Origin of the sequence: Brevibacterium sp. K11IcPPYGO002, from assembly GCF_050920635.1 — a bacterium.
Lineage (GTDB): Bacteria > Actinomycetota > Actinomycetes > Actinomycetales > Brevibacteriaceae > Brevibacterium.
The window spans coordinates 1,024,322-1,036,295 of record NZ_CP131929.1 but is presented as its reverse complement, the minus strand read 5'-3'; the positions used below and the strand labels follow the sequence as shown (position 1 = coordinate 1,036,295).

The window sequence follows — 11,974 nt, the reverse complement described above, 5'->3', positions numbered from 1 at the left end:
TATTATGGATAATAACTTTTGCCTGGTGGAAATTCTAGACGGTACCCGTGAATTCGGAAAGTTTCTTCCATTCACGACTACACTGAACGGAGTTTCACTGCCGAGACTCACCACAGATTAAGGAACTTCGATGAGCAGCAACGACACCCCGGCGGTCCGCCAGTCCAAGGGCGGAGTGCAGTCCGTCGAACGTGCGTTCGGACTGCTTGAATGCATCGCGAACTCCGCAGGATCGGCGACGCTGAGCCATATCGCCGCGGACGTCAATCTGCCCCTGCCGACGATCCACCGCCTGCTCAACACCCTGGTCAATCTCGGCGTGGTCCGACAGCTGCCCGACCGCGGCTATGCACTGGGACCCGGTCTGGTGCGGCTCGGCGATATCGCCGGCTCTCAGCTCGGCGCGATCGCCCGGCCCTATCTGCGCGAGCTCGTCGCCGAACTCGGAGAGTCGGCGAATGTGGCGACGATGGACGGAGACATGGTCGTCTACGTCGATCAGGTCGCCTCCGAACGACAGATGCGGATGTTCACCGAGGTGGGACGCCGGGCCCATATGCACGCCACCGGGGTCGGCAAGGCCATCCTCGCGGGCCTGGGATCCGAGCAGGTGCGGCATATCGCCGCCACCGCAGGAATGCCCACCCCCACGGAATACAGCATCGGCACGATCGAGGACCTCGAGGCAGAGCTGGGCCGCATCCGTGAGCGCGGCTATGCCATCGACGAGCAGGAGCAGGAGCTCGGAGTGCGCTGCTTCGCCATGGCGATTCCCGACTCCCCCGCTCCCTTGGCGATCTCCGTGTCGGGTCCGATCAGCCGCGTCGACCAGGCGTTCGCCGATCGGGCGGTGCCGCTGCTCAAAGACGCGGCCGCCCGCATCTCCGCAGAGATGCAGAGCGGCCGCTGACGTCGCCCTCGGGTCCTCGACCGGGTCAGGAGTCTCCGCCGGCCGTTCCCGAAGTGCCGGCGTTGACGTCGTTCAGACGATAACGTCGAGCCGCCTCGGCGGGGATGGATCCGTCGATCTCACCGCGCTTGGCAAGCAGCTGCAGGGTGCGCACGACCATCGAGTGCGCGTCGATCTTGAAGTGCCTGCGCGCGGCGGCGCGGGTGTCGGAGAAGCCGAACCCGTCGGCGCCGAGGGTCGCGAAATCGTGGTCGAGGTACGGCCGGATGAGGTCCGGCTGAGTCGAGTCGAAGTCGCTCGTGGCCACGATCGGTCCCGGCTGGCCCTCCAGCTTCTGCCGCACGTACGGCACGCGGTCGGCCGCCTCGGTGCCGTCGGCGGAGTTGAGCTCCGCTGCCTCGCAGTCGAGGCCGTCGCGGCGCAGCTGGGCCCATGAGGTCACCGACCAGACGGCGGCGTCGACGCCCCAGTCGGCGGCGAGCAGGTCCCGGGCTTCGAGCGCCCAGGGCACGGCCACACCGGAGGCGAGCAGCTGCGCATGCGGACGCTCCCCCGGGGCCTCGGCGACGCGGTGGATGCCCTTGAGGATGCCCTCGACGTCGACGTCGTCCGGTTCGGCCGGCTGGAGCATCGGCTCGTTGTACACGGTGAGGTAGTACATGACGTTGCGCTCATCCTCGCCGAGGTCGTGCTCGCCGTACATGCGATGCAGACCGTCGCGGACGATGTGCCCGATCTCGTAGCCGAAGGCCGGATCATAGACGCGCACGGCCGGGTTCGTGGCCGCGAGCACCGGGGAATGGCCGTCGGCGTGCTGCAGCCCCTCACCGGTCAGGGTCGTCCGTCCGGCGGTGGCGCCGATGATGAATCCGCGGGTCATCTGGTCACCGGCGGCCCAGAAGGCGTCGCCGGTGCGCTGGAACCCGAACATCGAGTAGAACACGTAGATCGGGATCATCGGTTCGCCATGGGTCGAGTACGCGGTACCCGCAGCGGTGAATCCGGCGGCGGCACCGGCCTCGTTGATGCCCACGTGGAGGAGCTGACCGCTGGTGGCCTCCTTGTAGGAGAGGAACATCTCGCGGTCGACGGCGAGGTAGTTCTGCCCGTTCGGGTTGTAGATCTTCGCGGTCGGGAAGAACGCGTCGATGCCGAAGGTGCGGGCCTCATCGGGGATGATCGGCACGATCCGCTCGCCCAGCCCCTTCTCTCGCATGAGGTCCTTGAGCAGCCGGACGAAGGCCATCGTCGAGGCGGCCATCTGCTGGCCCGAGCCCTTCTTCGTCTGCGCGAACGCCTTGTCACTCGGTGCGGGCAGGGTGATCCGATTGTTCTCCGGCTTCCGCGCCGGCAGGAATCCGCCGAGCTGACGTCGGCGGTCGAGCATGTACTGGATCTCCTCGGAGTCCTTGCCCGGGTGATAGTAGGGCACCGCGTACGGGTCCTCGTCGATGACCTTGTCGCTGATCGGGATGTCCATCCGATCGCGGAAGGCCTTGACGTCGTCGGCGGTGAACTTCTTCATCTGGTGGGTGGCGTTGCGGGACTCGAACGTCGTGCCCAGACCGTAGCCCTTGACGGTCTGCACGAGGATGACGGTCGGCTTGCCCTTGGTGTTCACGGCCTTCTGGTAGGCGGCGAAGACCTTGTGATAGTCGTGGCCGCCGCGCTTGAGGTTCCAGATGTCGTCATCGGACAGGTGGTCGACGAGGCCCTTCGTGGCAGGGGTGCGGCCGAAGAAGTTGTCGCGGATGAATCCGCCGGATTCGGCCTTGAACGTCTGGTAGTCCCCGTCGAGGGTCTCGTTCATGATCTTCACGAGGTCGCCGGTGCGATCCTTCGCCAGCAGGTCGTCCCATTCGCGGCCCCACAGGACCTTGATGACGTCCCAGCCGGCGCCGGTGAAGGTCGCCTCGAGCTCCTGGACGATCTTGCCGTTGCCGCGCACGGGTCCGTCGAGGCGCTGGAGGTTGCAGTTGATGACGAAGGTGAGGTTGTCGAGTCCTTCGTTGGCGGCCAGCTGCAGGGCGCCGCGCGATTCGGGTTCGTCCATCTCACCGTCGCCGAGGAACGCCCACACCCGCTGATCCGAGGTGTCGGAGATGCCGCGGTTGTGGAGGTAGCGGTTCATCTGCGCCTGATAGATCGCGTTGATCGGGCCGAGCCCCATCGACACGGTCGGGAACTGCCAGAACCCCTGCATCAGCCGTGGGTGCGGATACGAGCTCAGTCCGTGCGGGGCGCGGGAGACCTCCTGCCGGAACCCGTCGAGGTCGGCCTCGGTCAGGCGGCCTTCGAGGAACGCCCTGGCGTACATTCCCGGTGAGGCATGGCCCTGGAAGAAGACCTGGTCGCCGCCGCCGGGATGATCCTGGCCGCGGAAGAAGTTGTTGAAACCGATTTCGTAGAGCGTCGCGGCACCGGCGTAGGTGGAGATGTGTCCGCCCACGGAGATCTCCGGCCGCTGCGCCCGGTGGACGAGCATGGCGGCGTTCCAGCGCAGCCATTTCCGGAAACGACGTTCGACCTTCTCCTCACCCGGATAGAAAGGCTCCTGGTCGACGGGGATGGTGTTGACGTAGTCAGTGGTGGTGACCTTGGGCTGGGCGACGGAGTTCGTGGCCGCGCGTGCACGCAGCGCCTCCATGATCTCGGCCGCGCGCTGGGTTCCGCGCGCGTCGACGAGCCCTTCCCAGGACTCGATCCATTCATCGACCTCTTCGTCGGTGATTCCCCTCGAACTCGCCGAGGTTGTGTCCTGTGTCATATCGGGGTTTCCTTCTCACGGGGTCCGGGCTCCCGGAACAGTACCCCGGGAGCCCGGAGATGGAAAGTCCTGTCTCAGCAGGTGATGGTCAGGTCTCAGCAGAAGTCGGCGACCTGCGCCCACGCGTCCTTGTTCTCGTCGACGCCTTCACGGGTGAAGGTGGCTTCGATGAGGCCGTAGGGACGGTCGGCGACGATGAAGACCTCGTTCGGGTTCTCGAGCCCGAAACGGTCGATGTCATAGAGGAAGTGGTGCTTGTTCGGGCAGGAGAAGCGGATCTCGTCGATCTCCGGCACGGCCTCGATGACCTTCTCCCCCATCTGGTACAGCGTGTGCTGCAGGGCATGGGAGAAGTGGTCGGTGAATGAGTCGAGGATGATCTCCTTGACCTTGGTGTAGACGGCCTCGAAGTCGAGGTCGGTGGTGTTGTAGATCCACCGGGTGGCGATATCGGTGGCGAGGATCCGGTCGTCGGTCTCCGGCAGAGTCGTGTACTTGTCCTTCGGGTAGCCGACGAAGCCCGATTCCGTGGTCTTGAGCACGGTGAGCCCGTTGAAGCCGGAGATCAGCGTGTCCTCGTCGCCGTTTCGGGTGAAGACGACGGTGCGGACCTCGGGTGCGGACTTGAAGAACGAGTGCTTGTGGTCGTTGATCCGGTCCCAGCCGTATTCTTCGGCCTCCCAGCGACCGCCGGTGACCCAGTCGAAGCTCGACGTGAAATGGTCGGCCAGGCCCATGAGGAACTGTTCGGGCGAGCTCACGCCCAGCTCCTTGGCCTTCGCGAAGACCGTGTTCTTCTGCGTGTCGGTGGCGACGACGTGCTCGTTGTTGCCTTCGGTGTGCGCGGTCTCGAAGTCACCCCACAGCTGCGAGGTGACGTTGAGATCGCGGATCTCGTGGCGGTCGGTATCGCGGTAGACCCGCATGAGTCGGTTCTCCGCCTTGCCGTACTGGTTCGATGTCAGTCGGACCTTGCTCATTTTCTTCCTCCAATTCGTCGGCGTGCGGCCCTGCGCACACCGTGACCATTCGATTGGCGAGGCCTGCCGGCAGTTCCCGGTCGGCTTCGGCGGTTTGTTGAGGATGGCGATCCTGCAGGGGGCCTGCTTCCCCTGTGAGCGGTTGTGGGCGCGGCTCAGCTGCCGCGGTAGGTGCTGTAGGCGAAGGGGCTGAGCAGCAGCGGAATGTGATAGTGCTCCTGGCCGGCCTGGACGGTGAAGTCGATGGTGACCACGGGGTGGAAGTGGTCGACCTTTCGGGCTGCGAAGTAGTCGCCGGTGCCGAAGACGATCCGGTAGTTGCCCGGCTCGAGGTGGTCGGGGCCGAAGTCCGAGACTCGTCCGTTGTCGTCGGTGCGGGCCGAGACGATGACCTCGTCACCGGAGTAGAGAGTGGCCTCGAGATCAGCGGCGGGGGTGCCGACCATCGAGTCGAGGGCGTGGGCGGTGATGAAGCTCATGCGAGGATTCCTTCGAGTCTGAGTTCGGCGATCTGGATGAGCTGCTGCCCGACCTCGGCGGCCTCATCCTCTGCGGTGTTGTCCATGCGGCGCTGCAGTTCGGACAGGATCTCCTCAGGGGTGCGCCCGGCGGCGCGGATGAGGAAGACGCGGTCGAAGCGGGCTTCGTAGGCGGCGTTGCCCGCGGCCAGCTGGGACTGCACATCGGCTTCCATGGTGCCGAGTCCGGCCTGTTCACGGCTCGAATGGGCCGCCTCGGCGCTGTCGCCCTTCGCCTTCTCGCCGATGCGCGGATGATGGGACATCGCCGCGTCGATCTCGGCGCCGGTCAGCGGTGTCGCAGTTCGGGATGCCGCCTTGGCGGAGTAGAGGTCGGCCAGGGGGCGGGCGTCGACGACCGCGTCGATCCACCGGTCGACGTCGAGGCAGGGACGCAGAATTCCGCGGGCATCATCGGCTGGGAGTCGGTTGAACTCGGCCAGGTCCACGGTGACCTCCTTGGCAGGCGCTGAATGACTTTCACCGTTCGGAATACCATTTCCGAACAACTGCTCCGAGTCTGCTGGGCACTACTGGGAATGTCAAATTGCTCACATATTCTTGTGGAAACTTTCTTTCGCATGGTGGATACTGGGTGTGTGGCAAACGCCGCACACCCGACCATCGACGATGAGGTTGAATGAGTGCATGAGCCTGACAACCATTGATCCGACCCCGACGATCGTCTGTGCGCCCGATTCCTTCAAAGGTTCGGCCTCCGCCCCTGCCGCCGCGGCCGCCATGGCCCGCGGTGCCCGGGCGGTCTTCCCCGACGCGCGAGTCGCCGAGTTGCCCTTCGCCGACGGCGGGGAGGGCACGCTCGACGCTCTGCTCGCCGTCTGGGGAACTCAGCCGCGCACCGTGCACACGGTCGATGCCCTGGGCAGGACCACCTCGGCGGACTTCGGTCTCTCCCCGGACGGACGGACCGCGGTCATCGAAGCCGCCCAAGCCAATGGCCTGCCGCAGGTCTCGGACGTGGGGCTGCAGCCCGAACGCGCCGATACCTTCGGCGTCGGGCTCATCGCGGCCGCGGCACTCGACCTCGGCGTCGAGGAGATCCTGCTGTGCATCGGCGGCTCGGCGAGCACGGACGGCGGGACCGGAATCCTGGCCGCCCTCGGCGCACGCTTCAAAGATGCCGCAGGTCAGCCGGTCGCACCGGGCGGTGGCGGGCTGGCAGCGATCGCTGAGGTGGATACCTCGGGGCTGGATCGACGGGCCACGGCGGTGCGGTGGCGCATCGCCGTCGACGTCGACAATCCGCTCACCGGGCCTCGCGGGGCCGCCGCGGTCTTCGGCCCGCAGAAGGGAGCGGATGCGGACTCGGTGACCGTGCTCGATTCCGGGCTCGGGCACTTGGCCGGGGTGCTCACCGGCACCCCTTCCGAGGCGAGAGACCTGGCGGCGACTCCGGGATTCGGGGCCGCCGGCGGGATTCCGCTGGCGCTGACGACGCTGCTCGGCGCCGAGGTGGTTCCCGGATCGACGATGGTCGCCGAGGCTGTGGGCCTGGCCGAGGCTCTGGCTGATGCCGACTTTGTGCTCACGGGAGAGGGGTCCTTCGATTCCCAGTCCTTGGGCGGGAAGGTCGTCGCGGCCGTACGGGACCACGCCCCCGCCTCGGCGAGGGTGATCGTCATCGCCGGTCGGGTCGGCCTGTCCGCCGCGGAGTGCTGGGAGGCCGGGATCACGGCGGCGCTGTCGATCGCACCGGGACCCGCGGACCTGGCCAGCCTGTCCGAGCGCGCCGAAGCGCTCATCGAGGACACGGCCGCGCAGGCGTGTGCACTCAGCTCGCCGCCGAACACACCATTTCAACGACGAAAGGACGCACCATGACCACGACCATTCAGACTCAGCTCACCGTCGGAGACATCGCTCCCGACTTCACGCTCACCGACGCCGAGGGACGGACCGTGTCGAAGTACGACTTCGCCGGCCGCAGCGTCATCCTCTACTTCTACCCGAAGGCGGCATCGCCGGGCTGCACGACGGAGGCCTGCGATTTCCGGGACAACCTCTCCGCCCTGGCGGCCGCCGGCTTCGAGGTCCTCGGCGTCTCCCCCGACGACACCGAGTCGCTCAAGGAATTCGTCGCTGAGGAGGGACTGACGTTTTCGCTGCTCTCCGACCCGGGCGCTGCGGTGGCGAAGGCCTACGGCAGCTACGGGCAGAAGACGATCGGGGAGCACACGTTCCAGGGCACTCAGCGCTCGACCTTCGTCATCGGCGCCGACGGCACGCTCACCCACGCCGAGTACAACGTCGACGCCCGCGGCCACGTCGCCCGCCTCCGCACCCAGCTCCTCTAACTACTACCTGACGGCGGCCCAGCAACCTCGCGCGAAGTTGCTGAGCCGCCGTCAGGTGCTTCTGGGCGCATCATCCGGTGCGCAGACGGGCGGCGAGGGTCCCGAGGATGCGTTCGAACGGCGCGGTGCGGAACAGGTCTCCGAAGGTCAGGCGTATGATCTTGTACCCCCGGGCCTCGAGCGCCGCTTCACGCGCCTTCTCCGCGGCGAGACTCTCTCGTGTCGAACGGCCCTCCATCGTGTACTTCTCCATCCCGTCGATCTCGACGATGAGCCGGGCATCGTGGTTGCAGAAGTCGACACGGGCGATGACCTCGCCGAGGTGGCCGAAGAACTCCACCTGCGGTTCGAATCCGGAGATGCCGTGTTCGAAGAAGCGCACCGCGGCGATCGACTCCGAGGGGGCCTCGCGCCTGCCGTCGGTGAGGTCGAGAGCACGCAGCACCGCGGCGTCCCCGCGGGATTCGGGACACTCCGCCAGCACCGCTTCGATGCGGAAACGCGTGGTGCGCCGCCGGCGGATCACCTCGTCGAGCATCGGCACGGACACGTCCGGACCATAGTCTCGCGCGATGTCGATGAGCGTGCGCTCCACCGTCGTCACCGCATAGATGCCGACCATCTTCCGGTGTGCAGACGGAATCGCGCGATTGCGCACATAGAGGTGCCGGTACTTGCGACTGACGTTCGGCCGGAACACCTCCACCCTCATCTCAGCCGGATACGCGATCGGGAGCTCGTGGATGAGTGCCGCCGACAGATGGGAGAAGACCTCGCGCCCTTTCGTCACCCGCCATCGCCCCGATGCGGTGTGGATCTTCTCGGCCCGCGTGCGAATGAGCACTCTCAGGGGTTCGATCTCATCGCGCATATCGCCCTGGTAGCCGAATTCCTCGAAGTCCGCTTCGGTCAGAGCCGCCCAGATCGGCTCATGTCGCGCGTCCGCGCAGGAGCCGGTGGCCACATATCGTCCTCGCGCTACGCGTTCGAGACAGCACTTCTCCCCGCGCCGGATCTCGTCTTTGGTGAACCCCTTTTGAGTCGTCATACTTAAGTACATGAAGCCAAATTGCATCGTCATGCATCAAAACACAATAGTCCGTACTAATCTGTGGATAACTTCTCCCCGGAACTACCCGACGGCGGCCCAGCAACCTCGCGCGAGGTTGCTGGGCCGCCGTCGGGTAGTAATTCAGCGGGCTTTTAGGAGGCGGCCCGCGGGGGTCTCGAAGTCGACCGGGGCTCCGCGCAGCACCGTTCGCGTCACACGACCGCGGACGGTGCGGGTGTCGTACGCGCTGATCTGGTTGCGGTGCCAGAGTTCCGTGGCCCGCACCGTCCACTCGTCGTCGGGGGCGAAGACGGCGAAGTCCGCGTCATTGCCCTCGGCGATCGAACCCTTGCCTTCGACCCGAGCCACGGCCGCCGGAGCCGCGGACATCCAGCGGACCACCTCGGCGAGCTCGATTCCGCGCTTCGCGGCTTCGGTCCACACGAGCGAGAGTCCCAGCTGCAGCGACGAGATCCCGCCCCACGCCGCACCGAAATCGCCTGTGTCGAGCAGTTTGAGTTCGGCCGTCGAGGGCGAGTGGTCGGAGACGATGCAGTCGATCGTGCCGTCGATGAGCCCCTGCCACAGCGCCTCCCGGTTCGATTCCTCACGGATCGGCGGACAGCACTTGTGCGTCGTCGCCCCGTCCGGGATCTCCTCGGCGGTGAAGACGAGGTAGTGCGGGCAGGTCTCGACGGTGAGCTTGATGCCCTCGGCCTTGGCCGCGGCGATCTGCCCCAGCGCATCTGCCGAGGACAGGTGCAGGATGTGCGCCCGGGCTCCGGTCTCCCGGGCAGCGTCGATGACGCGGGCGATCGCGACGTTCTCGGCTTCGCGGGGGCGCGTGGCGAGGAAGTCGGCGAACTTCGGACCCGAGTTCTTCGGCGCCGAGGTCATCACCTCGTGATCCTCGGCATGGACGATGAGCATTCCGTCGAAGGAGGCGATCTCGGCCATGTTCGCCTTCATCTCCGCCGGTTCCAGCGGCGGGAACTCCTCGACGCCGGAGTCCTCGAGGAAGCATTTGAACCCGTAGACGCCCGCGTCGTGCAGGGGCCGCAGATCCGCGGTGTTGCCTGGAATCGCCCCACCCCAGAAGCCGACGTCGACGAAGGCCTTGGGTTCGGCGACAGCCCGCTTGGTCTCCAGGGCCGCGACGTCGACCGTCGGCGGCAGGGAGTTCAGCGGCATGTCGACGATCGTCGTCACTCCCCCGGCCGCGGCCGCGCGGGTGGCGCTGGCGAAGCCCTCCCACTCGGCGCGACCGGGATCGTTGACGTGGACGTGGGAGTCGACGAGACCGGGTAGCAGCACCTGATCGTCCCCGATCTCGATGACGTCGACCCCCGCCGAGGCGGCCGTGCCCAGATCCTGTCCACCGCGGGCGATCTCGGCGATCTTCCCGTCCCTGACCCCGACCGTCGCCGGCTCGATGCCCTCGGGCAGCAGAGCCTTCGCGGCATGGATGATCAGGTCGAAGTCGGCGTCGTTGCTCATGTTCCTCCTCGGTCGCCCGCCCCTGAGGGCCGGTGAATGCAGTTTCGGTATACCGTTCTAGCCTACTCGGCTCGGGCCGTTCGGCCCAGCCCTCCGGCGGGTTCGACCCCGCCTATTTCGCTGCGGCCAGTTCACCCATCGGGCTCAGCGCGCTCGGAGCGTCGGCCGGAGTCTGGGCGAGCGTCTCGAACTCGTTGATCTGATCGAGGGCGGTGCCCATCGAGATGTTCGTGACGCGTTCGAGGATGACTTCGACGACCACGGGAACCTGGTGTTCGTCCATGAGCTCCTTGGCCACGCGCAGCCCTTCGCCGATGAGCTCGGGATCCTCGACCCGCAGCGCCTTGCACCCGAGCCCCTGGGCCACGGCCACATGGTCGACTCCGTATCCCGACGATGCGGAACCGGCGGTGTTGATGTTCTCGAATGCCAGCGACACCTCGTAGTCCATCTCGAAGCCGCGCTGGGACTGGCGGATGAGACCGAGGTAGGAGTTGTTGACGACGACGTGGACATAGGGGATCTTGTGCTGCGCACCGACGGCGAGCTCTTCGATCATGAACTGGAAGTCGTAGTCGCCGGACAGAGCCACGACGGTCTCGCCGGGCTTGCCCTTGGCCACGCCGAGCGCTGCAGGCCCGGTCCAGCCCAGGGGTCCGGCCTGACCAGCGTTGATCCAGTGCCGGGGACGGTAGACGTGGAGCATCTGAGCGCCGGCGATCTGGCTGAGGCCGATCGTCGAGACATAGGTGACGTCCTTGCCGAAGGCTTGGTTCATCTCCTGGTAGACGCGCTGTGGTTTGATCGGCACCTCGGTGAAGTTCGTCTTCCGATGTTCGGTCGCTTTCCGTGCCGTGCATTCGCCGGCCCAGCCGGTGAAGTCCGGCAGTCCGCCCGACCGCGAACGCGCCGCCGCCAGCAGCGCATCGAGCGCGGCACCGGCGTCGGAGGCGACTCCGAAGTCGGGGGCGAAGACGCGTCCGATCTGGGTGGGTTCGATGTCGATGTGAACGAACTTCCGACCCTTGCGATAGACCTCGAGGTTCCCCGTGTGGCGATTGGCCCAGCGGTTGCCGATGCCGATGACGAGATCGGATTCGAGGAAGGACGCGTTTCCGTAGCGCACGTGCGTCTGGATTCCGACCATGCCCGCGGCCAACGGGTGGTCATCGGGGATCGCACCCCAGCCCATCAGGGTCGGCGAGACCGGGATGGAGGTGAGCTCGGCGAATTCGACGAGCCGGTCGGCGGCATCGGCATTGATGATTCCGCCGCCGGCGATGATGATCGGGTGCTCCGCCTCGGCGATGAGGTCGAGGATCTTCTCTGCCTGCACTGCGGTGGCCGCAGGCTTCGCGGGTGCGAGCGGTTCGTAGGTGTCGATGTCGAAGTCGATCTCGGTCTGCTGCACGTCGATGGGCAGGTCGATGAGCACGGGACCGGGGCGGGCCGAGCGCATGAGCTGGAACGCCGTCTGGAAGACGCCGGGCACCTGTCCGGCTTCGAGCACCGTCTTTGCCATCTTCGTCACCGGTTTCGCGATCGAGGCGATGTCGACGGCCTGGAAGTCCTCCTTGTCGAGCACGGCCACGGGAGCCTGGCCGGTGATGCACAGGATCGGCTGGGAGTCGGCGGCCGCGGCGTAGAGGCCGGTGATCATGTCCGTCCCTGCCGGGCCCGAGGTGCCCAGGCAGACTCCGATGTTGCCCGGTGCCGAACGGGTGTAGCCATCGGCCATATGCGAGGCTCCCTCGACGTGCCGGGCCAGGGTGTGGCGGATTCCGCCGTGGGCCCTCATCGCCGAATACAGCGGGTTGATCGCCGCTCCCGGCAGCCCGAAGGTCTCGGTGGCGCCTTCCTTCTCGAGGATGAGCACAACGGCGTCGACTGCGCGCATGCGTGTCATTGTTCGTCCTTTGTTCTGGAGCCGACGACG

10 protein-coding genes are annotated in these 11,974 nt (G+C 66.3%); 3 read left to right on the top strand and 7 right to left on the bottom strand.

Going from position 1 to position 11,974, the window contains the following annotated elements; genetic code table 11:
* Positions 1 to 130 precede the first annotated feature (130 nt).
* Complete coding sequence (locus tag QYM46_RS04580; protein WP_169251512.1) at positions 131 to 910, top strand: IclR family transcriptional regulator; 780 nt, start codon at positions 131 to 133, stop codon at positions 908 to 910.
* 25 nt (positions 911 to 935) lie between these two features.
* Here QYM46_RS04580 and aceE read toward each other — a convergent pair whose 3' ends face one another.
* The 4 genes from aceE to uraD all read right to left on the bottom strand — a co-directional run bounded on the left by aceE (position 936) and on the right by uraD (position 5,624).
* Positions 936 to 3,677 (bottom strand): pyruvate dehydrogenase (acetyl-transferring), homodimeric type, encoded by a 2,742-nt coding sequence (gene aceE, locus QYM46_RS04575; protein ID WP_432791037.1) that lies wholly within the window; start codon positions 3,675 to 3,677, stop codon positions 936 to 938.
* 95 nt (positions 3,678 to 3,772) lie between these two features.
* Positions 3,773 to 4,657 (bottom strand): factor-independent urate hydroxylase, encoded by an 885-nt coding sequence (gene pucL, locus QYM46_RS04570; RefSeq protein WP_432791036.1) that lies wholly within the window; start codon positions 4,655 to 4,657, stop codon positions 3,773 to 3,775.
* Positions 4,658 to 4,812: 155 nt separating this feature from the next.
* Positions 4,813 to 5,136, bottom strand: a complete 324-nt coding sequence (uraH, locus tag QYM46_RS04565; RefSeq protein ID WP_432791035.1) for a hydroxyisourate hydrolase — start codon at positions 5,134 to 5,136, stop codon at positions 4,813 to 4,815.
* Positions 5,133 to 5,624 (bottom strand): 2-oxo-4-hydroxy-4-carboxy-5-ureidoimidazoline decarboxylase, encoded by a 492-nt coding sequence (gene uraD, locus QYM46_RS04560; RefSeq protein ID WP_432791034.1) that lies wholly within the window; start codon positions 5,622 to 5,624, stop codon positions 5,133 to 5,135. The genes uraH and uraD overlap by 4 nt, the downstream gene beginning before the upstream one ends.
* Positions 5,625 to 5,823: 199 nt before the next feature.
* Between uraD and QYM46_RS04555 the strand changes: the two genes are divergently transcribed.
* Together QYM46_RS04555 and bcp are read left to right on the top strand one after the other, a co-directional pair.
* On the top strand, positions 5,824 to 7,017 hold the full coding sequence (locus tag QYM46_RS04555; protein WP_432791033.1) for a glycerate kinase: 1,194 nt from the start codon (positions 5,824 to 5,826) through the stop codon (positions 7,015 to 7,017).
* A complete protein-coding gene (bcp, locus tag QYM46_RS04550; protein ID WP_432791032.1) occupies positions 7,014 to 7,490 on the top strand; it encodes a thioredoxin-dependent thiol peroxidase in 477 nt (158 codons plus the stop codon). Before QYM46_RS04555 ends, bcp begins: the two co-directional genes overlap by 4 nt.
* Positions 7,491 to 7,560: 70 nt before the next feature.
* On the opposite strand, the gene QYM46_RS04545 is transcribed toward bcp, so the two are convergent.
* The 3 genes from QYM46_RS04545 to gcl form a co-directional block, all read right to left on the bottom strand.
* Positions 7,561 to 8,571: a DUF559 domain-containing protein gene (locus tag QYM46_RS04545; protein WP_432791031.1), complete on the bottom strand. Its 1,011-nt coding sequence runs from the start codon at positions 8,569 to 8,571 to the stop codon at positions 7,561 to 7,563.
* A gap of 111 nt (positions 8,572 to 8,682) precedes the next feature.
* On the bottom strand, positions 8,683 to 10,038 hold the full coding sequence (gene allB, locus QYM46_RS04540; protein ID WP_432791030.1) for an allantoinase AllB: 1,356 nt from the start codon (positions 10,036 to 10,038) through the stop codon (positions 8,683 to 8,685).
* 112 nt (positions 10,039 to 10,150) lie between these two features.
* On the bottom strand, positions 10,151 to 11,944 hold the full coding sequence (gcl, locus tag QYM46_RS04535; protein ID WP_432791029.1) for a glyoxylate carboligase: 1,794 nt from the start codon (positions 11,942 to 11,944) through the stop codon (positions 10,151 to 10,153).
* Positions 11,945 to 11,974: the final 30 nt, after the last annotated feature.

Bases quoted from the DNA above. Each gene is read 5' to 3' on its own strand.
- allB (WP_432791030.1), bottom strand. From the start codon at position 10,038: ATGAGCAACGACGCCGACTTCGACCTGATCATCCATGCCGCGAAGGCT.
- gcl (WP_432791029.1), bottom strand. From the start codon at position 11,944: ATGACACGCATGCGCGCAGTCGACGCCGTTGTGCTCATCCTCGAGAAG.
- QYM46_RS04580 (WP_169251512.1), top strand. From the start codon at position 131: ATGAGCAGCAACGACACCCCGGCGGTCCGCCAGTCCAAGGGCGGAGTG.
- bcp (WP_432791032.1), top strand. From the start codon at position 7,014: ATGACCACGACCATTCAGACTCAGCTCACCGTCGGAGACATCGCTCCC.
- uraH (WP_432791035.1), bottom strand. From the start codon at position 5,136: ATGAGCTTCATCACCGCCCACGCCCTCGACTCGATGGTCGGCACCCCC.
- QYM46_RS04545 (WP_432791031.1), bottom strand. From the start codon at position 8,571: ATGACGATGCAATTTGGCTTCATGTACTTAAGTATGACGACTCAAAAG.
- pucL (WP_432791036.1), bottom strand. From the start codon at position 4,657: ATGAGCAAGGTCCGACTGACATCGAACCAGTACGGCAAGGCGGAGAAC.
- aceE (WP_432791037.1), bottom strand. From the start codon at position 3,677: ATGACACAGGACACAACCTCGGCGAGTTCGAGGGGAATCACCGACGAA.
- QYM46_RS04555 (WP_432791033.1), top strand. From the start codon at position 5,824: ATGAGCCTGACAACCATTGATCCGACCCCGACGATCGTCTGTGCGCCC.